The sequence below is a fragment of the Burkholderia sp. ABCPW 111 genome, assembly GCF_000773065.1.
Taxonomy (GTDB): Bacteria; Pseudomonadota; Gammaproteobacteria; order Burkholderiales; family Burkholderiaceae; genus Burkholderia; species Burkholderia savannae.
Window position 1 is genome coordinate 1 of the sequence record NZ_JPWT01000124.1, and the last position, 18127, is coordinate 18127.

The 18127-nt window shown below is 69.3% G+C and carries 16 protein-coding genes; 10 read left to right on the forward strand and 6 right to left on the reverse strand.

The features are described 5' to 3' along the window. Nucleotides 1-412: 412 nt before the first annotated feature. On the reverse strand, nt 413-856 hold the full coding sequence (locus tag X946_RS27615; RefSeq protein ID WP_038754684.1) for a PaaI family thioesterase: 444 nt from the start codon (nt 854-856) through the stop codon (nt 413-415). Between the two features lie 13 nt (nt 857-869). Further along, nucleotides 870-1340: a hypothetical protein gene (locus tag X946_RS35360; RefSeq protein WP_161788710.1), complete on the reverse strand. Its 471-nt coding sequence runs from the start codon at nt 1338-1340 to the stop codon at nt 870-872. 403 nt (nt 1341-1743) lie between these two features. Between X946_RS35360 and X946_RS27620 the strand changes: the two genes are divergently transcribed. From X946_RS27620 to X946_RS27640, 5 genes are all read left to right on the forward strand, one after another. Further along, nucleotides 1744-1935 carry a DUF1843 domain-containing protein gene (locus X946_RS27620; protein ID WP_038754687.1) on the forward strand — a complete coding sequence of 64 codons (192 nt, stop codon included), beginning with the start codon at nt 1744-1746 and terminating at the stop codon, nt 1933-1935. 90 nt (nt 1936-2025) lie between these two features. Beyond that, nucleotides 2026-2664 (forward strand): DUF1842 domain-containing protein, encoded by a 639-nt coding sequence (locus tag X946_RS27625; protein ID WP_038754690.1) that lies wholly within the window; start codon nt 2026-2028, stop codon nt 2662-2664. 52 nt (nt 2665-2716) lie between these two features. Beyond that, complete coding sequence (locus X946_RS27630; protein WP_038754693.1) at nt 2717-3307, forward strand: DUF1842 domain-containing protein; 591 nt, start codon at nt 2717-2719, stop codon at nt 3305-3307. A 78-nt stretch (nt 3308-3385) separates the two neighbouring features. Continuing rightward, nucleotides 3386-4849 (forward strand): GDL motif peptide-associated radical SAM/SPASM maturase, encoded by a 1464-nt coding sequence (locus X946_RS27635; protein WP_038754696.1) that lies wholly within the window; start codon nt 3386-3388, stop codon nt 4847-4849. Nucleotides 4850-5018: 169 nt separating this feature from the next. Continuing rightward, on the forward strand, nt 5019-6632 hold the full coding sequence (locus tag X946_RS27640; RefSeq protein WP_038754699.1) for a methyl-accepting chemotaxis protein: 1614 nt from the start codon (nt 5019-5021) through the stop codon (nt 6630-6632). A gap of 442 nt (nt 6633-7074) precedes the next feature. Here X946_RS27640 and X946_RS27645 read toward each other — a convergent pair whose 3' ends face one another. Next, nucleotides 7075-8697 (reverse strand): MFS transporter, encoded by a 1623-nt coding sequence (locus tag X946_RS27645; RefSeq protein WP_226383185.1) that lies wholly within the window; start codon nt 8695-8697, stop codon nt 7075-7077. A 131-nt stretch (nt 8698-8828) separates the two neighbouring features. Here X946_RS27645 and X946_RS27650 point away from each other — a divergent pair, with 131 nt between their 5' ends. Beyond that, nucleotides 8829-9710 (forward strand): LysR family transcriptional regulator, encoded by an 882-nt coding sequence (locus tag X946_RS27650; RefSeq protein WP_038754702.1) that lies wholly within the window; start codon nt 8829-8831, stop codon nt 9708-9710. A gap of 469 nt (nt 9711-10179) precedes the next feature. Here X946_RS27650 and X946_RS27655 read toward each other — a convergent pair whose 3' ends face one another. After that, nucleotides 10180-11283, reverse strand: a complete 1104-nt coding sequence (locus X946_RS27655; RefSeq protein ID WP_038754705.1) for an AGE family epimerase/isomerase — start codon at nt 11281-11283, stop codon at nt 10180-10182. 108 nt (nt 11284-11391) lie between these two features. On the opposite strand from X946_RS27655, the gene X946_RS27660 reads away from it, so the two are divergent. The 3 genes from X946_RS27660 to X946_RS35820 all read left to right on the forward strand — a co-directional run bounded on the left by X946_RS27660 (nt 11392) and on the right by X946_RS35820 (nt 14620). Continuing rightward, nucleotides 11392-12087 (forward strand): MgtC/SapB family protein, encoded by a 696-nt coding sequence (locus tag X946_RS27660; RefSeq protein WP_038754708.1) that lies wholly within the window; start codon nt 11392-11394, stop codon nt 12085-12087. A gap of 97 nt (nt 12088-12184) precedes the next feature. Then, nucleotides 12185-14272, forward strand: a complete 2088-nt coding sequence (locus X946_RS27665; RefSeq protein ID WP_156432560.1) for a hypothetical protein — start codon at nt 12185-12187, stop codon at nt 14270-14272. Between the two features lie 192 nt (nt 14273-14464). Further along, complete coding sequence (locus tag X946_RS35820) at nt 14465-14620, forward strand: hypothetical protein (RefSeq protein ID WP_162836180.1); 156 nt, start codon at nt 14465-14467, stop codon at nt 14618-14620. A gap of 309 nt (nt 14621-14929) precedes the next feature. On the opposite strand, the gene X946_RS27670 is transcribed toward X946_RS35820, so the two are convergent. After that, on the reverse strand, nt 14930-16132 hold the full coding sequence (locus X946_RS27670) for an MFS transporter (protein WP_081990086.1): 1203 nt from the start codon (nt 16130-16132) through the stop codon (nt 14930-14932). 600 nt (nt 16133-16732) lie between these two features. On the opposite strand from X946_RS27670, the gene X946_RS27675 reads away from it, so the two are divergent. Then, nucleotides 16733-17212, forward strand: a complete 480-nt coding sequence (locus X946_RS27675) for a GNAT family N-acetyltransferase (RefSeq protein WP_038754713.1) — start codon at nt 16733-16735, stop codon at nt 17210-17212. Nucleotides 17213-17428: 216 nt separating this feature from the next. On the opposite strand, the gene X946_RS27680 is transcribed toward X946_RS27675, so the two are convergent. Next, nucleotides 17429-17857: a DUF4087 domain-containing protein gene (locus X946_RS27680; protein WP_052145207.1), complete on the reverse strand. Its 429-nt coding sequence runs from the start codon at nt 17855-17857 to the stop codon at nt 17429-17431. Nucleotides 17858-18127 lie beyond the last annotated feature (270 nt).

Sequence of the window (18127 nt, forward strand, 5' to 3'; positions counted from 1 at the left end):
AGCTCGAAGCTCGAAGCTCGAAGCTCGAAGCTCGAAGCTCGAAGCTCGAAGCTCGAAGCTCGAAGCTCGAAGCTCGAAGCTCGAAGCTCGAAGCTCGAAAGTTCCGGAGTTCCTTGAATTTAGTGCTTCAAAGCTTCGACGTGCGGGCGGTTCGCCATCCGGGCGCTTCCGCGTCCCGATGCCGCGGTGATCTGAAGCTTCCATGATTTGGCATCCCGACGATCGCGCATGGCGGTGATCCGGGATGCCGCTATTCCGATGTCCGGCGCGACCGCTTTGCAACGGCGGATTCGCTGCCGCACCGTGCGCCACCCAAGTCACCCAAGCCGCGTGCCGTCTTCCACGCTCGCCCCGCCGTTTCACGCGGCCGACGAGGCCGCTCGCCTCCCCGCACGCGCAGCTTGCCGACGCGCTACGCCTTTTCTTCGACCGCACCCGGCTCGCGCCCGTCCCCGACACGGTTGATCGTGCCCTGAGCGACCGCGACGAGCCGTTCGTGATCGCCGTCGATCACGAACACGTGGCACTGGCAGGTCGCCTGATTCCGTCCCGCGTAAATCAGCTTCGCGCGCGCGATCAGCGTGCCGACGACGGCCGGGCGCAGGTAATTGATCTTGTATTCGCTAGTGACGACGCGCGGACCGAGCGCGAGCGCGCCGGCGAACGTCAGCGCGTTGTCGGCGAGATAGCTGATGACGCCGCCGTGGACGAAGCCGTACTGCTGCCTGAGCTCGTCGCGGATCGGCAGGCGCAGCGATGCCTCGTCGCCGCCGATGTGCACGAGCTCGGTGCCGAGCAGCATGCTGAAGGGTTGCGCGCGCAGGGCGCCGCGCGCGTGGTCCACGATGTCGGTCATCGACGTTCCTTCGCTATCGATTGAATTGATACGTTGAACAATGCGGTGCGATGCGCGCGCCGCCGATGCAATCCGGCTCTTTGCGCTCCACTCTAGGAAGGGGGCGGGCGATACGCAAGGAAATTCGTCGTGCCGGCGCACTATTGGCGGGGTTCGTTCGCCGAATCGCGCCGAAGCCGTGCCGAATCGCGCCGAAGCCGCGTTTGGCGGCGCGAAACCGGGGCATGCTCGAAGGCGGCGGCTCCCGACAATGCTGCCGCGGCTGGCGGCTGGCGGCTGGCGGCTGACGGCCGGCGGCCGGCGAATGACGGTTGGCGAATGGCGAATGGCGAATGGCGGTGCGCGGCTTGCGATGCGCGATGCGCCGGCGCATCGTCGGACCGATGCCGAGCGGGGTGTCGGTCGCTGCATCGATCGCCGGCAGTTCGCCGGCGGATCGCGCGCCGAGCCCGCGCCGACCGCGCGCCGAGCCCGCGCGATGCAACGCTCGAGCCGAGCGTTGCGCATGCCTGGCGCCGGGCCGCTCGCTCCGCAGGCCCGGCATTCGGCAGACCACTACCAGTTTTGGTAGATAGCGAAAGCGCGCAGGCGACCTAACCTTAGTACGCAGACCCGCCGACGACGCGCAAGCGTCCCGCCTGACGGGCGTACGGAGACAACCGCGTTACCGCCGCAGAACAACGACGCGCCTGTTCAGAAGGACAAGTAATGGCAAATCACGGGCGGCAAGCGGCACGGCGCGGGACGCCGTGTCGCCGCATGGCGAGAAACGCGTCATTCATCGACGAAACTCCCGATCCTGCAGAACCACGACAGCCAGACGCATATCGCCGGTTGCAGGAGAGGGCACGGGGCTGTCGGCCATCGTCATTTTCAACGAGGAAATCATGAGTCAAGCACACGGTCATCCGATCACGCCGTATGGCGTGGCGATCCATCAGGCGATCGCCGGCGGCGATCTCACGCAGATGAAGTCGCTGCGCAAGCAGGCACAGACGCTGCTGAGCGAACAGGGCAACCTGGCCACGGCGCTCGAGCTGCTCGAGATCGAAATCGCCAAGCTCGAACAACGGAAGTAGCCGCGAGAGCGCCGCTTCGGCGCGCCGTTTCGCCGCGGCGGCGTTTCAGTGTTTCGTCGTCGTTCAACCACCCGCATCAAGGAGGCTCACATGTCCGAAGATCTTCGTGTCGGTTTGTTTCCGGTTCGCTACATCGTCGGCACCGGGCTGCCCGGCGCGCCGCAGCTCGTGCTCAATCTGGTGGTCGACACGGTCGACCATAGCGTCGTCGGCACCGCGACGATCTCGCAGGCCGTGAATCCGCCGCTCAACTTCCGCGCGGACGTCTGGGGCACCTACGTGTTCCGGCTCGGCCCGCCGCCGCGTCGCGACGGCCGCGGCGCGATCGTGCAGATCTCGCTGCAGGGCAACCAGGGCGGGCCGCACTCGAATTCGATGATCACGTTCTTCGGCGAGCTGCTGCTCAAGGGCGACGGCAAGACGGGCGTCGCGTCGTATCGCTATTACTCGAACGGCACCTGGCACGAAGTCGAGAACGTACCGGTCAAGGCCGATCCGGAAGTCGTGCCGCTCGAGCCCGGCCCGGTCATTCGCGAATCGTCGCGCACCCCTTACGGGCCGGTGCCGCTGTACGGGGTGACGATCCAGTATGCGGCCGCGTCCGGCGATCTCGCGCACATGAAGACGCTCGCCGCCTACGCGCGCCAGCAGCTGGAAAGCCGCGACGACATCGCGTCCGCGCTCGGCGCGCTGAAGGCGGAAATCGCCAAGCTCGAAAGCCGGCAGTGAGCGGCGCGGGCTTGCATCGACATCGTTCGTACATCTTCGTGGAGCTAACGTCATGGCTACTACCGGTCTGTTTCCCGTCCAACTTCGCGTCGCGACGCCCAATCTCGGCGCGCCGGTCCTCTGGTTGTATCTGCTCGTCAACGAAGTCGAGAAGATCGTCTCGGGCTTCGCACGCATCACCCAGCCGATCTATCCGCCGCTGCATTTCCGCGCGCGCGTCACCGGGCAGTTCCATCTGATGAGGATCGACCCGCTGTCGCCGCCGATGATCGCGCTGAGCGTCACGGGCAGCCCGAGCGGTCCGGTCGCGCCGCAGGTGGTGATTCTGGAGTTCAACGGCTTGCTGACCGAGGACTGGCAGTCGGGTACGGCGAATTATCGCTACCTGCACGAAGGGCGCTGGCATTCGATCGAGCACGCGATCGTGTCGAAAGACAACTCGCTGATCCCGCTCGATCCGCCGCACGAGCACGTGGGCGTGCTGTACGGAGTCAGCCTGCAGGAAGCGCGGGCGTCCGGCGATCTGAGCCGGATGAAGGGGCTCGCGCAGCAGGCGGAGCAGCAACTCGCCGACCACGACGCGATTGCCGCCGAGCTCGACAAGCTCGAAGCGGAAATCTCGCGCCTGGAAGCGCGCCGCTGAGCGCGGCCGCGCGACTTGCCGCACGCGCGGGGGTGTTCCGCGCGTGCGGCGGCCACTGCCCCACGAGGAGACATCGACATGAGCACACTGGACGCGCGCCCGGCCCGCTACCTGGTCGACCGCGACTATCAACGCTTCGTCCCGGTTCATGCCGTTTGGGAAATCACGCTCGCCTGCGATCTCAAATGCCTGCACTGCGGCTCGCGGGCCGGCCGCCGGCGGACGAACGAGCTGAGCACCGCCGAATGCCTCGAGGTGATCGACGCGCTCGCGCGGCTCGGCACGCGCGAGGTGTCGATGATCGGCGGCGAGGCGTATCTGCGCAAGGACTGGACGCAGCTGATCCGCGCGATCCGCTCGCACGGCATGTATTGCGCGATCCAGACGGGCGGCCGCAACCTGACGCCGAAGCGCCTCGCGCAAGCGGTCGAGGCCGGCCTGAACGGCGTGGGCGTGTCGCTCGACGGGCTCGCGCCGCTGCACGACAAGGTGCGCAACGTGCCGGGCGCGTTCGATCGCGCCGTCGACACGCTGCGCCGCGCGCGCGACGCGGGCCTCGCGGTGAGCGTCAACACGCAGATCGGCGCGCAGACGATGGCGGACCTGCCCGCGCTGATGGACACGATCATCGAGCTCGGCGCGACGCACTGGCAGATTCAGTTGACGGTCGCGATGGGCAACGCGGTCGACAACGACGAACTGCTGCTGCAGCCGTACCGGCTGGCCGAACTGATGCCGCTCCTCGCGAAGCTGTATACGGACGGCCTGAGCCGGGGCCTGCTGATGAACGTCGGCAACAACATCGGCTATTACGGCCCGTACGAGCATCTGTGGCGCGGCTTCGGCGACGAGCGCGTGCACTGGAGCGGCTGCGCGGCCGGCCAGACCGTGATCGCGCTCGAAGCGGACGGCACCGTGAAGGGATGCCCGTCGCTCGCGACGGTCGGCTTCTCGGGCGGCAACGTGCGCGACCTGTCGCTCGAGGACATCTGGCGCACGAGCGAAGGCATCCATTTCGGCCGGTTGCGCTCGGTCGACGATCTGTGGGGCTTTTGCCGCAGTTGCTATTACGCGGACGTGTGCCGCGGCGGATGCACGTGGACGTCGCATTCGCTGCTCGGCAAGCCGGGCAACAATCCGTACTGCCACTATCGCGTGCTCGAGCTGCGGAAACAGGGCCTGCGCGAGCGGATCGCGAAGGTGCAGGACGCGGGCCCGGCGTCGTTCGCGGTGGGCCGCTTCGATCTCGTGACCGAGCGCATCGAAGACGGCGAGCCAGTGTCGAGCATCGTCCGCTCGGGGCAGGTGATCGAGCTCGCGTGGAAGAACAGGGGCAAGCGCTCGCCGGACGTCGGGCGCGTGCCGCCGAGGCTGAAGCTGTGCCGCAACTGCGACGGCTACGTGTACCCGAGCGAGCGCACCTGCCCGCATTGCGGCAGCGACATCGAAGCGGCCGCGCGAGCCTACGAGCAGGAGACGCAGCGCCGGCACGCGCTGATGCAGGATCTGGAGCGCCTGCTGGGCCTGCCGGCGTCGACGTAGGGCGGCCCGCGCGGGCGGGCTCGCCCGCGCCTCGTTCGGCTCGCTCGGCTTGTCCGGCGGGCCTCGAGCGATCGAAGAGTCCCTACGCCGCATGCGTGATCGCTCAAGTCCGCCGCCGAAATGCCGCTAAAGCCAAGGCAGTATCTCTTCTTGGCTCTAACGGAAATTCATGTTCAGCAAAATCAAGCTCGCATCCGGGCTGCTCGGCGTGCTCGTCGTGTTCTGCCTGTTTCTGATCGCGGTCGAGGGGCTCGGCTTCTGGTCGCTGTCCGCGTCGCGCAGCAACGTCGACGATTTGTCCAATGTCGCGATCAAGCAGGTCGATGCCGCGACCGTCGCGACCCAGCACATGCTCGACGCCCGCACCAACCTGTCCCGCGCCAGCACGCGGATGGTGAAGGGCGATCCGATGCCCACCGAGACGCTCCAGCACGTGCGCGACCAGCTCACGCTCGCCGATCGCGCGTTCGCCGACTTCACCGCCGCGCCGACGATCAGCGCCGAGAACACCGAGCGCGCGGCGGCGCTCACCGACCGCTACCGCAAGTACCACGCGGCGCTCGTCGATCTCGTGCGGTTCCTCGAAACCAACAACATGCAGGCGTTCTTCGACCAGCCGACGCAGGAGATCCAGGACACCTATCTCGGCGAACTGCGCACGTTCTCGGACTTCAGCGGCCGGACGAGCCAGCACGCGCTCGGCATGATCGACACCGGGATGCGCTGGTTCGAGACCGTCGGCGTGGTGCTGCTCGTGCTGATGCTCGCGTGCATCGCCGGGATCTACGTCGTCGCGCGGCGCGCGGTGGTCGCGCCGCTCGCGCAGGCGTGCGTGCACTTCGACCAGATGGCGCGCGGCCGTCTCGACGAGAAGGTGACGCCGCACGGCGTCCATGAAATCGAGCGCCTGCTGCGCGGGCTCGCCGACATGCAGGCGAGCGTCGCGGGGACCGTGCGCACCGTGCGCAACGCGTCGAACGCGATCCACCTCGGCGCGGCCGAGATCGCGAGCGGCAACGCGGATCTGTCCGCGCGCACGTCGAGCCAGGCCGCGTCGCTCGAGGAAACGGCGGCGAGCATGGAGGAGCTGACCGCAACCGTGCGGCAGAACAGCGACAGCGCGCGCGCGGCGAGCGCGCTCGCCGACGATGCGTTGCAGACGACGAAGAACGGCGGCGCGATCGTCGACGACGTGATCGACAAGATGCACGCGATCGCGCACAGCTCGGGCCGGATCGCCGAGATCATCGCGGTGATCGACGGCATCGCGTTCCAGACCAACATTCTCGCGTTGAACGCGGCCGTCGAGGCGGCGCGCGCGGGTGAGGAAGGGCGCGGCTTCGCGGTGGTCGCGGGCGAGGTGCGCTCGCTCGCGCAGCGCAGCGCGCAGTCGGCGAAGGAGATCAAGGCGCTGATCGAGGAATCGGTCGCGCAGATCGACGGCGGCTCCGAACTCGTCGAGCGGGCGGGCGAGGCGATGCGCTCGGTGTCGGCGTCGATCGGGCGGGTCGCGCAGACGATGACCGAGATCACGGCTGCATCGATCGAGCAGAGCGCGGGGATCGAGCAGGTGAATCAGGCCGTCACGCAGATGGAGCAGTTGACGCAGCAGAACGCGGCGCTCGTCGAGGAAGTCGCGGCGGCGGCCGGGTCGCTGAACGAGCAGACCGAGCAGTTGCAGCGGTCGGTTTCGGTGTTCGAGCTGGGCGACGCGCGCGGACGCCGGCCGGCCGGCGCCGCGACGCGCGCCGATGCAGCCGAGCCGCGGCTCGCGGGCGCGTAGCGTCGAGCGAGCCGGGCGCGAGGCGCGAGGTGCGAGGCGCGTGGTGCGAGGCGCGAGGTGCGTGGTGCGAGGCGCGAGGTGCGTGGTGCGTGGTGCGAGGCGCGAGGTGCGAGGTGCGTGGTGCGAGGCGCGAGGTGCGTGGTGCGTGGTGCGAGGCGCGAGGTGCGTGGTGCGAGGCGCGAGGCGCGAGGTGCGTGGTGCGAGGCGCGAGGCGCGAGGTGCGTGGTGCGAGGCGCGAGGCGCGAGGCGCGAGGTGCGTGGTGCGAGGCGCGAGGCGCGAGGCGCGAGGCGCGAGGCGCGAGGCGCGAGGTGCGAGGTGCGAGGTGCGAGGTGCGTGGTGCGAGGCGCGAGGTGCGTGGTGCGTGGTGCGAGGTGCGAGGCACGTGAGCGGCACGGGCCTTGCCTCATCCGTCGCTCCGCTCGGGCCGCGACAGCGGCGCGTTCACGCGGCCCGCTTCGGCGTCGCGCCGACGAGCAGCCGCACCGCGACGGCCGCCGCGAGCGCGAATGCGCCGCTCACGCACAGCGCGACCGAAAAGCCGCTCGCGAAGCCGGACGGCGCGATCCGCGCGAGCGCCGCGCCGGCATGCGGCGAGAGGCTGCGTAACGCCTGCGCGAGGTCGCCCGCGAGCAGGCTCGACATGAAGCGCGCGTCGAGCGCGCCGAGCAGGTCCGGCGTGTGCGCGACGCGTTCGGCGAGCGCCGCGTGGGTCCGCGCGGCGAGCACGGCGCCGAGCACGCCGACCGACGTCACGATCGCGGAAAAGCGCGTCGTGGTGCTGATGCCCGACGCCATCCCGGTCCGCTCCGGCGGCACGCACGCCATGATCGCCTTTTGCGTGTCGCCGTTCAGGATGCCCGCGCCGCATCCGGTGATCAGCATGCCGAGCGCGACGAGGCCGTAATGCGACGCGCCCGCGAACGCCGCGGTCGCGAAATTCCCGATGCCGATCAGCGCGAGCCCGCAGCCGAGCACGGTCGCGGCCGGCGCGCGCGCCGACAGCGCCGCGCCGAGCGACGGCCCGACGACCATCGCGAGCGCGAACGGCAGCATGCCGAGCCCCGCGTCGATCGCGGACATCCCGAAGCCGATCTGCAGATAGAGCGGCAGGAACGTCATCATCACCTGCGCGCACGCCGCGTAGCCGAACATCGCGAGCAGCGCGCCGACGAAGCGCGGTTCGCCGAACAGCGCGAGGTCGATCATCGGGCGCCGCTGCCAGCGCTCGACGCCGACGAACGCCACCACGAGCGCCGCGCTCGCCGCGAAGCGCGCGAGCGTGCCGGGCGCCGACCAGCCGAGCGACGGCGCGTCGATCAGCGCCCAGATGCCGATCGCGAGCGCCGAGCCGAACAGCACGCTGCCCGGCACGTCGATGCGCTTCGCGTGCGGGTCGCGCGATTCGTCGATCGTCGCGCGAACCGCCACGGCGAGCGCGATGCACACCGGCAGGTTCAGCAGGAAGATCCAGCGCCACCCGATCCATTGCGCGATCGCGCCGCCGACGAGCGGCGCGATCGTCGTCGCGATCCCCATGCACATCCCCCAGATCGCCCATGCGCGCGCGCGGTCGCGGCCGTCGGGGAAGCGGTTGGCGATCACGGCGAGCGCCGACGTGAGCAGCATCGCGGCGCCGACGCCCTTGACCGCGCGCGCGACGTTGAGGAACACGGCCGACGGCGCGAGCCCGCAGCCGAGCGACGCGACGAAGAACACCGCGAGCCCGGCGAGCAGCACGCGCTTGCGGCCCGCGCGGTCGGCGAGGCCGCCCGCCGGCAGCAGGCACGCGGCGAACGCGGTCATGTACGCGCTCACCACCCATTCGATGTCCGCGAAGCTCGCGTGGAACGTGCGGGCGATCGACGGCAGCGACACCGCGACGACGTTGGTGTCGAGCACGATCAGCGAGCAGGTCGCGGAGGCGGTCGCGAGCGCGCGCCAGGCGGTGCTGCGGTGCGCGCGCGGGGGCGCGGCGGAGCCCGGCGCGGCAATGGGCGCGGGGGCGGGCGTGATCGCGGGCGTGGGTGCGGCGGGCGACCCCGGCACATGAAGGATGGGCTCCATCGGAGCGGATCGAGAAGGCGAATCGTGCATGCCGGACACCGTGACGCGAAGGGGGAACGGCATGTTAGGCTGGTCGCCTATTGCACGTCATTGATATAGAAATTCATCTTTATTGCATCATGGAGCAATAAATGGATCGCCTCGAACTGCGTCACGTCCGCGCATTTCTCTGCGTCGCCCGGCATTTGCACTTCGCCCGCGCGGCGGACGAGCTCGACATCGCGCCGCCCGCGCTGACGCGGCTCATCCAGGACGCGGAGCGGCTGCTCGGCGTGCGGCTGTTTCATCGCACGCGGCGCTCGGTCGCGCTGAGCGCGGCGGGCGCCGTGTACGTCGGCCAGGCCGAGGCGGCGCTCGCGCATCTCGCGCGCGGCCGGGAGCTGGCGGCGCTCGCCGAGCGCGGCGAGATCGGGCGGATCGAGGTCGGGTACGTGTCGTCGGCGGCGTACTCGGGCGTGCTGCAACGCACGATCGGCGCGTTTCGCGACGCGCATGCGGGCATCAGCGTGGACGTGCGGGAGGTCTCGATGGGCGCCGTCGCCGCGCAACTCGACGCGGGCACGCTCGACGTCGCGTACGTGCGTCCGCCGCTGCCGTTGCCGGACGGCGTGCTGACGCACACCGTGCATCGCGACGTGTTCGTCGCGGCGGTGCCCGCGCATTCGCCGCTCGCGGCGGGCGAATCGATCCGGCCGGCCGCGCTCGCGGGCGAGCGCTTCGTCGTGCCCGAGCAGGCGCTCGGCACGCTCGAAGTCGCGCGCCGCGGGCGTTTCGAGCCGATCGTCGCTGCGCGGCCGGGCGCGCTTGTCGCGGTGTTGGCGTACGTGTCGGTCAGCGGATTCGTCGCGGTCGTGCCGCAGGCGCTCGTCGGCTGCGTCTCGCTGCCGGGCGTCGCGTATCGGCCGATCGAGGGCAAGCCGATTCCGTCGGAAGTCGCGCTCGCGTACCGGAAGCACGAGAAGGCGCCTGCCGTGCGCGCGTTCGTGCGGTACGTGCGGCAGGCGACGCTTTAGCGGAGAGCCGAGTCGTGCGCGGCGGGGGATTCGGCGGTTGGGGGGATTCGTTTTCCGGGGCTCGATGCCGCGAGCTTGGGGGGCTCGGTTGGGAGCTCGGTTGGGAGCGCGGAATTCGGAACTTGCGGCTTGATGGTCGAGGCGTGGAGCACGGAGCGCGAAACTCGGGGTTCAGGTTTCCGAACCGGGAACTCGGGACTCGGAGCCGGGTCCGGAGCTCGATGCTCGATGCTCGATGCTCGATGCTCGATGCTCGATGCTCGATGCTCGATGCTCGATGCTCGATGCTCGATGCTCGATGCGAGAGGCGCATGAACACACCTGCAGGCTTTGCGATATGAAATCGCGACTGCGCCGACGCAAATGCGCGGGCGCGCACGGCGGCGCGGCACATCGGCCTCTCGCGCCGAGGCGCCTTCGCCGCGCCCCGCGCCCCGCGCCCCGCGCATCAAGCATCAAGCATCAAGCATCAAGCATCCGCAGGCAGCGATGCGTACGCGGTCGCGAGGTGATACGGCGTCGTCGACGGCATGTCCGCGCGCGACACGTCGCCCTGCGCGGTCTTGCACTCGTACCAGCCGCGCGGATGCAGGAATCGCTCGGCGAAGCGGGCGATCTGACGGGCGAGCGCGTCCGGCTCGCCGCCGTGCGTCGCGAGCGCGCGCAGATATTCGGTCTGCGCCCAGATGCGCTGCGTGCCGTCGATGCATGCGCCGTGCTCGTCGGTCGCCGCGCGGACGCCGCCCGTGCCCGGATCGACGCCGTGCCGCTGCGCGAACGCGTACGCACGCGCGAGCGCGTCGGGCAGGCCCGTCGCCGCGAGCCGCGCGCCCGCCGCGTTGACGAGATAGAACCATTCGAACTGATGGCCGGGCTCGAAGCGATTGTCGGCGCTGCCGAGCGGCAGCTCCGCGACGCAGCCGGTACGCGGATCGACGAACGTGCGCTCGACCGCCTGCGCGGTGCGCAGCAGCGCGTCGTCGAACGCGGCGTCGCCGAACGCGCGGCTCGCGGCGAGCCAGCCTTCCGTCAGATGCATCAGCGGATTCTGCAGCGGGCCGCCTGCCGTCGCGGCGAAGTCCTCGCCGCGTGCCGAATCGAGCAGCGCGCTGCCGGGCGCCGGCGCGAAGCGCTCGCCGATCAGCGCCGCCGTGCGCTGCGCGACCTCGCGCGCGTCGCGATTGCCGAACGCCGCGAAGTACTCGGCGCACGCGAACACGACGAACGCGTGCGTATACAGATCCTTGGTGCGATCGAGCGGCGCGCCCTGCGCGTCGACGCTGAAAAACCAGCCGTCGTGGCGAGGATCGCGAAAGTGGCGGCACAATGCGGCGAAGAGCGCGTGCGCGTGCTCGGCGTCGCCCGCGTGCGAGAACACGAACAATTGACGCGCGCACGCCATCGCGCGATAGCGGGTGACGGGCAGCGGCGCGTGCGTGTCCGGCGCGACGGCCTCGAACGGCAGTTGCAGCGCCTGGTTGAAGCCGGGTCCGCGCCAGAGCGGCAAGACGACTTGCGCGAAGTGGCGGCGCAACTGAGCGGCCTGGCCGGAAGCGGAGACGGGTGCGGACATGGCGAATGACGACGCGGTTGACGGTGGAAGAACGCGGCCCCGGACATGCGGGCCGAGCGGCAAGGATAAAGCATGCGGCCCGCCGCCGTCGAAAAAAGGAGAGTGCGGATGCTGAACAACGTCGAACTCATCATGCGGCTGATTCTCGCGGCGGCGCTCGGCAGCGTCATCGGCATCGAGCGCGAGCGACTTTCGTGGGCGGCGGGGCTGCGCACGCACATGCTCGTGTGCGTCGGCTCGGCGCTCATCATGATCGTGTCGGCGTTCGGTTTCGCCGACGTGCTGGGCGAGGCGCACGTCGATCTCGATCCGTCCCGGATGGCCGCGCAGGTCGTCTCGGGGATCGGCTTTCTCGGCGCGGGGTCGATCCTGCTGCGCGGCGAGATCGTCCGCGGGCTGACGACGGCGGCGAGCCTGTGGTCGGTCGCGGCCGTCGGGCTCGCGGTGGGCGGTGGACTGTACGTGGCGGCGATCGCGGCGACCATCATCATTCTCGTGATCCTCGCCGGCATCAAGCCGCTCGAGCGGCGCTACCTGACCGTGCGCCAGCGCCGTCATCTCGTGCTGCTGGTCGAGCGCGGCACGCTGACGTTCGATTCGCTGCACGCGGCGCTCGGCGTCGACAGCGCGCGCGTCAAGCGCTTCATCGTCCAGCAGAGCGAGGATGCGGCGGACAGCGACGAAGTGACGATCGCGCTTAGCCGCGTATCGGACGGCGAATACGAGAGCATGTGCGCGCGGCTGCGGCAATTGCCGGGCGTGAGGGGCTTCACCGAGCAGAAGAGCGGCTTGCCGGACGATTGAGGCACGGGATCGCGCGGCGGGCGTGAGACAATGCGGCCTTCCCGAAATTGTTCGCAGCACATGCCCGGCGCGCGTGCGGCGCGCCGCTGAACGATCCATGACCGATTCCGCAGCATTCTCACGTACTCGTTCCTCCCGTTCGTCCACGACCAGGCGGCGGCCGCGCGCCGCGGCGGCGAACGGCCGCGTGCAATCGCGCGCGGCGGTGCGCTCCGGTCGTGACGCGGCCTCGAGCGAAGCGTTTCGCGACGAGCACACGCTCGATCTGTTCGGCGCCGCCGCCGCGGGAGCGCGCGCGCAGACGGACGATGCGGCTGCCGGTTCGGGGGGCGACGGGAAGCGCGATGCGCAGGGGCGTGCGCAGCAAAGCAGTTTTGAGGGCTTCGATTCGCCGCGCGGCGAGGCCGACTTGCGTGCGGGGCATGCGCGGGACGCGGAGGGAGCGGCTCGTGGCGGGATGGCGGGCGGCTCGGCTGCTGGCGTGACGGTCGTGGAGGCGGCGGCCGATGCCGTGGCGGCTGATGATCGGGCAGGGGCTCGCGCCGATGCTCAGGCCGATGCTCGTACCGATGCTCACGCTGACGCTCGTACCGATGATCAGGCCAACGCTTGGGCCAATGATCAGGCCAACGCTCAGGCCAACACTCAGGCCAACGACGGGACAGCCAGCGCTCCAGCCGACGAATCGGCGGACCAGACGAAAACGGGCGTGTCGATGGCCGAGCCTGCCGACGAGACATCGGACGACGCAACGCGGAGCGCGTCTGCCGCGCCGCCGATCGCAGAAACGGCGGATGCCGTCGTCATGCCGCGTGCGGCGGGCGCGGCGACGTCGAACGCCAAGGCGGAAAGCGCGCGTCGCGCGCGTGAGACGGTGCGCGACGCCGAAAGCGTCGGCGAACGGGCGGATCTGCTGGGCGGATTCGCTGACAGCACGACCGCACATACGCAAGACGGCGCGCACGAGCGCTCCGCCGCCGAGACGACGGGCGACCGCCCGCAAGACAAGACTTCGGCGCATGAAGCGACAAGCACCGCAGCGAGTTCCATCGAGGCCGCATCGGCCGATGCGGCCCCTGGGCGGCGCGATGCATCCACCGTCGACATATCGGCCCCGGTGGCGCCGAACGTCGGCGCTGACGACGCGGCGGCCGCCCGGCCGCCCCGTTCGCGCCGTTCGTCTTCGCGTCGCGCGAACGGCAAGAAGCAGGCGGCCGAAAGCGGCACGCCTGCGCGCCGCACGCCTGAAGGCGATGCAGCTCGCGGCCAGGCGAGCGGAGGTCGAACCGTCACAGGCGAAGCGGCTCGAAGCCAAGCGTCGGCGGAATCGGTGCGGCAGGAATCGGTGCGGCAGGAATCGGCCGAACACGGCCGGGCCGCCGAAGCGGCCGCGAAGAAGCGCGCGGCGGATCGCGCGCCAACGAACCCAAAGCGAGCCGATTCGATCCCGGCGAATTTGCAGCCGGCATCGCCGGTTGCGATTCGAACGGCAAGCGCCGCGGCGCGCAGCGACGCCGCCGCGTCGGATGACGCACAGGCGCCGTCGCAATTGTCGAACGCGCGGCACGCAAACGGCAATGCGACGCCTGCCGCGTACGCATTCGGGGCGACGAACGGCGCCGGCGGCGTCGGTAATAGCGTCAGCAACGACAATTCCGACAATCCCGGCAATCCGCCCCATCCCCCCGCGACTGTCGCGCATTCCGGATCGCCCGCGTCTGGCGGAGCGTCGGCGTCTCCCGCACCCGATCGCCAGACGGCCGAGCCGCACGCGGCTCCCGCGCCGTCGAATGCGCCCGCCGCGCCGCTCGACCTCGACGCCCAGTTGCGTCCGCTCGCCGACCGCGTCCGCGCGCTCCAATCGGAAACTATCGATCTGCGACGGGCGGCCGATACGGAGATGCGCCGGGTCAACCGTCTGCTGCTCGCGCTCGCGGTGGTCGTGCTCGCGGCGATCGCCGCGCTGATCGTGCAGGCGATCCAGTCATCGCGGCAGCGTGATGAATATGCTGCATTGCAGCAACGCATCGACCGACTCGTCGCCGCTCAGGCGACCCAGGAGGCAACGATCGCGACGCTGACCCAGCGCCAGGACGAGCTCGGCGCGCAGCTGGAACGCTTGACGACCCATCCTTACGGCGTCGCGACGCCGGCCAGGCGGCCACACCGAGGCCGCGGCCACTGATTGGAAAGGGACGGCTGGCCGATGCGGCGCGATGCCGCGCGCATGTTGCGAGAACGCGACGCGCCGGTTCCATTTGTGCGGGAAACGAACATTCCGCAGAGATTTTGTTGCGACGCACTAGCGCAATCTAGGGAAAACCCGTAGAATTTTATCTACGGGAAAACCCTAGATGCTAGCTGACAGGAGTCGCAAATGAGCCTCATCTTCGCACTGCTTCAAAAGATCGAAGACCTTTTCGCGTCGCCGCATCTGCCGCTCGACGCCGACTATTCGTACAAAGCCCGCCACGCCGAATCGGAGCGGGTGCGCAAGTCGCACGTCGCTCAGATCGGCCTGATCCGTCGCTGATTGACGCCGTCGGCGAGGTCGCGGCCCGTTCGCGCGTTCGCCAGCCGGCGGATGGGAAACCGCATCCGGTGAAATAGCGGCCCGCGCCGGCAGGCACGACGCGCCCGGTCACGGCGAATTCAACGAACCGCCGCTGCGCCGAAAGCCGGCGGCGCAGCGCGCCTTTGCGCCAGCCGCGATCGACCGGCGTCTTTCGTCGCGTGCATCGCCGATCGCGCCGTGATGCGGCCGACGATCGATCGACGACGGTGCGGCAGCGGCCGCGCCAGCCTTGGTTCGAACCGCCGCGCGCCGCTTCTCGCTTGCAGCTCACTCGCCGCCTTGGTGGAGCGCAGCCTCGCCGCGATAGACGCTGATCGCCATCGCGATCGCGGCGAGGCTGCACACGACGCCCACGACGAACACCGCCGACGTGTCGGCGAATTTCGCGACCACGCCGGCAAGCGGCGCTGACAGGCCGATCGCGATGTCGAAGCATGCGTCGTAGAAGCCGATCGCCATCCCGAAGTCGTGCCGCGCGATACCGCGAATCGCGACGAGCGCGAGCAGCGGATAAATCATCGACACGCCGAAGCCGCTCAGCGCGGCGCCGAGCATCGACATCGACGGGCTCGTCGACTGCCAGATCAGCAGTTGCCCGACTGCCTCGATCGACAACATCCCCACCGCCATCACGGGCGAGCTGTTCCTGTCCGTGCTCGAGCCGAGCAGCAGCCGTGCGCTCACGTAGCCGATCCCGAACGCGGACAGCGCATATTCCGCGCCCGACCAGCCCTTCTCCATGTATGCGACCGCCACGAACGACGTGACGGTCACGTAGCCGACGGTCGCGAGCCCGAACACGAGGCCGGGCCGCCAGATTTTCCGGATCGTCCGCAACGCGCTGCCCTTGTGACCGGCGGGCGCGGCAAGATGCGCGTTCGGCAGCCGCACCGCGATGAGCAGGCCGATCAACGGAATGACCGCGGTCGCGAGCGCGACGATCCTGAAGCCGAACATCTCGTTGAGCGCGGCGGCGAGCGCCGCCCCGGCCGAAATGCCGGCGAACATCGCGATGCCGATCCACGACAGCGCCTTGCCCGCGTTGCTCGCGCCGAATATGCCGATCGGCCAGGTGCTGCCGCCCGTGAACAGCAGGCCCTGCGCGAAGCCCATCGCGATCCGGCCGACGACGACGAGCGCGAGGCCGAGCGCCGGCGTCGCCGCGAATTCGCTGCCGACGAAGTAGAACGCGCCCGACGCGAAGCTGCCGATCAGGCCGATCGTCACGGCGATCTTGGGGCCCTTGCGGTCGGCGGTGACGCCGGCGAAGTGCCGCGTAAGCAGCGTCGCGACGGATTCGACGCCCATCACGAGCCCGACGACCGTCATTCCGTATCCGAGCTTCGCGTTGACGAATGCGGGGACAGATCCGAGCGGCATACCCATCGCCATCAGGCCGAGAAAGACGACCACTGCTATCGGAACGAAGCGGCTCAGGCGGGCCGGCTGCACCTCCATACATTCGCTCATCGATGTTCCTGTCGGAAAAAAAGCGTCGAGAAAACGCTCGCCGTGAGCGATCGCCTTCCATAAACGGACGCGTTGTGCAATGTCGTCGTTGTCGTGCCGACGCGCGGAGCCCGGTTTCCGACGGATTGTATCCGCTGCGGCGATTTTGTTCCGACGATTGATTCGCGCGGTGGAACGCTGCCGGTGTGACGGTTGAATTCGCGACGTCGAGGCCGTTTCGTCGGCGGACGGGCGGACGGGCGAGGAAAAGCGAGATCGCGTGGGAACGGGGCTAGACGGCGAACGAAGCAGCGAGCGAAGCAGCGAACGAGACAGCGGGCGAGGCAGTGAACGAGGCGGCAAACAAGAGGGCGGACGTGGCCGTGGGCACGGCGGGCACGCGGATCGCGCGAAGCGATGGGCGGAGACGCCGCCGGCGCGTTCGGCAAAAATGGGAAACGGACGGCCGCGTACCGAGCGCGCAAATCGACGCGCTCGAACACGATCGAGCCGACAGCGCGAACGCACGCATCCGGCGGCTCGCGAGCGAATTCCGATTCGCGCAATCTCCCGCCGCCCGCTACACTGGGTGATACACCGGCATCTTCGAAGAGGTGCGGCATGCTCCAGATGCGCCCGATGACCCAGACGGAATTCCGCGAATACCGGGAACGCGCCGCGCGCGGCTATGCGCGGGATCTGATCGAATCCGGCCAGAGCGAGCCCGACGAAGCCGACGAGCGCGCGCTTGCCTGCATCGACACGCTGCTGCCCGATGGGCTCCTCACCGACGACCAGGTGTTGCTCACGCTGCGCGAATCCGGCGACGGCGTCGTGCTCGGCCACCTGTGGTATGGCGTCGTCGCGGAAGGGCCGCACCGGACGCTCTTCATCTACGATCTCGAAATCGAGCCCGCCTTTCGCCGCCAGGGCTGGGCGACGCGCGTGCTGCAGGCGCTCGAGGACGATGCGCGGCAATTGCGCGTGAGCGAGATCGGCTTGTCGGTGTTCAATCACAACACGGCCGCGCTCGCGCTGTACAGCGAGCTCGGCTTCGCCGCCGCGACGACGACGTTCGTCAAGTCGATCGAACCGCTTTGAGCGGGCGGTCGCGCGGCCGCCGCGTGCGCGTCGCGCGTGGCGTATCGCCGCGCCGCCATCGTAGATTGCGGATCGCACGAATGCCGCCGATGTTGCCGATGTCGCGGGGCGGCGGCGCGAGGGGCCTTCGTCCTCGATGCGATTCGCGCCGTTTCCGCGTGCGTTTCGATATTCGCGCGCCGCTGGGCGATGCCGCGCGCGTTCCTGCTCCCGCGCTTATTCCGGCTCCTTGAGCCGCTTGTCGCGCCGGCACCTCGAGAGCGGCAGTTGCTTTGCTTTCAGCACCTTCACGATCCGGCGTTCCTGCTTGTCGGTGATCACGGTGAGGCACGCGCATGCATAGCCGTGTGGGCCGTTGGTCTCGACGTACTGCTTGCCCGCCATGTCGGGAATCAAATCCATTCCTTCGGCTTCGGGGCCGCCCATCGTGCCGAGCGTCCATGAGCCGGTGCGGTCGTCGAGCCACCAGTTCGCGGGCGTCGGGTTCTGGAGCCAGCCGCAGCGGATTTCGGCGTACGCGTATTGAGTGCCGGCCAGCGCGAGGACGAGCGCGGCGAGCAGATGGCTTGCGGCGCGGCGCGATCGCGAGGTCGTCGCGATCGCCGGCGCGTGCTTGGCGTTGCGGTGGGTAGGGGATAAGGTCATGCTGCGTGATGCGCGGTGCGTTCGTCCGTCGCCGTCGTTCTATCGATGGATGAAGTCTAGCGCAGCCGCGCACGCGGGCGTGTCGCGATTTGTCGCGAGCGGTCGTGGCGAGCGGTGTGCGGTGCGCTGACGTCGAATGCGGAGTGCTGACCGCTGAGCGCTGACCGCTGACCGCTGACCGCTGACCGCCGACCGCCGACCGCCGACCGCCGACCGCCGACCGCCGACCGCCGACCGCCGACCGCCGACCGCCGACCGCCGACCGCCGAC

Coding starts and splice junctions, on each gene's coding strand:
- X946_RS27655 (WP_038754705.1), bottom strand. CDS start 11,283: ATGTCCGCACCCGTCTCCGCTTCCGGCCAGGCCGCTCAGTTGCGCCGC.
- X946_RS27640 (WP_038754699.1), top strand. CDS start 5,019: ATGTTCAGCAAAATCAAGCTCGCATCCGGGCTGCTCGGCGTGCTCGTC.
- X946_RS27660 (WP_038754708.1), top strand. CDS start 11,392: ATGCTGAACAACGTCGAACTCATCATGCGGCTGATTCTCGCGGCGGCG.
- X946_RS27645 (WP_226383185.1), bottom strand. CDS start 8,697: ATGGAGCCCATCCTTCATGTGCCGGGGTCGCCCGCCGCACCCACGCCC.
- X946_RS27670 (WP_081990086.1), bottom strand. CDS start 16,132: ATGAGCGAATGTATGGAGGTGCAGCCGGCCCGCCTGAGCCGCTTCGTT.
- X946_RS27665 (WP_156432560.1), top strand. CDS start 12,185: ATGACCGATTCCGCAGCATTCTCACGTACTCGTTCCTCCCGTTCGTCC.
- X946_RS27650 (WP_038754702.1), top strand. CDS start 8,829: ATGGATCGCCTCGAACTGCGTCACGTCCGCGCATTTCTCTGCGTCGCC.
- X946_RS35820 (WP_162836180.1), top strand. CDS start 14,465: ATGAGCCTCATCTTCGCACTGCTTCAAAAGATCGAAGACCTTTTCGCG.
- X946_RS27620 (WP_038754687.1), top strand. CDS start 1,744: ATGAGTCAAGCACACGGTCATCCGATCACGCCGTATGGCGTGGCGATC.
- X946_RS27680 (WP_052145207.1), bottom strand. CDS start 17,857: ATGACCTTATCCCCTACCCACCGCAACGCCAAGCACGCGCCGGCGATC.
- X946_RS27625 (WP_038754690.1), top strand. CDS start 2,026: ATGTCCGAAGATCTTCGTGTCGGTTTGTTTCCGGTTCGCTACATCGTC.
- X946_RS27615 (WP_038754684.1), bottom strand. CDS start 856: ATGACCGACATCGTGGACCACGCGCGCGGCGCCCTGCGCGCGCAACCC.
- X946_RS27675 (WP_038754713.1), top strand. CDS start 16,733: ATGCTCCAGATGCGCCCGATGACCCAGACGGAATTCCGCGAATACCGG.
- X946_RS27635 (WP_038754696.1), top strand. CDS start 3,386: ATGAGCACACTGGACGCGCGCCCGGCCCGCTACCTGGTCGACCGCGAC.
- X946_RS27630 (WP_038754693.1), top strand. CDS start 2,717: ATGGCTACTACCGGTCTGTTTCCCGTCCAACTTCGCGTCGCGACGCCC.